We start from the raw sequence: 326 nt of genomic DNA, 5'->3' as shown, positions 1-326 counted from the left end.
GCATCCAGTCCTTTGAGAAAGAAATAGTTGTGGATGGTTTTCTGGGCGGAGCGTCTGCCGAAAGAGTCGCTCCGCTGAAACTCCGCGTCGAACACGGCAATGTCACCGAACGGAATGTTGGACACCGCCAAGTCGAAATAATTGTTGAACGGTCTTTCGATTTTCTCAAAACCGCAGGTGCGCATTTTCTGGTCGGGATAGAGATGCCTCAAGATTGTACCCGTGAGCAGATCCTTCTCGAAAGCCATCACATCCGCATTGGGGCTGTGCCGCAGCATGGAATCCACGAACACGCCGACACCTGCCGACGGTTCGAGCATACGGGC

Annotated in this window: 1 protein-coding gene; it reads right to left on the bottom strand. The window is 53.7% G+C overall.

All coding sequences use genetic code 11. The features are described 5' to 3' along the window. The coding region (locus DW640_RS24200; RefSeq protein WP_233525478.1) for a hypothetical protein at positions 1-326 on the bottom strand (326 nt) is incomplete at both ends.

This window comes from Bacteroides sp. AM23-12 (assembly GCF_003434395.1).
Taxonomy (GTDB): Bacteria; Bacteroidota; Bacteroidia; order Bacteroidales; family Bacteroidaceae; genus Bacteroides; species Bacteroides thetaiotaomicron.
This window is presented reverse-complemented; position numbering and strand designations above follow the sequence as displayed.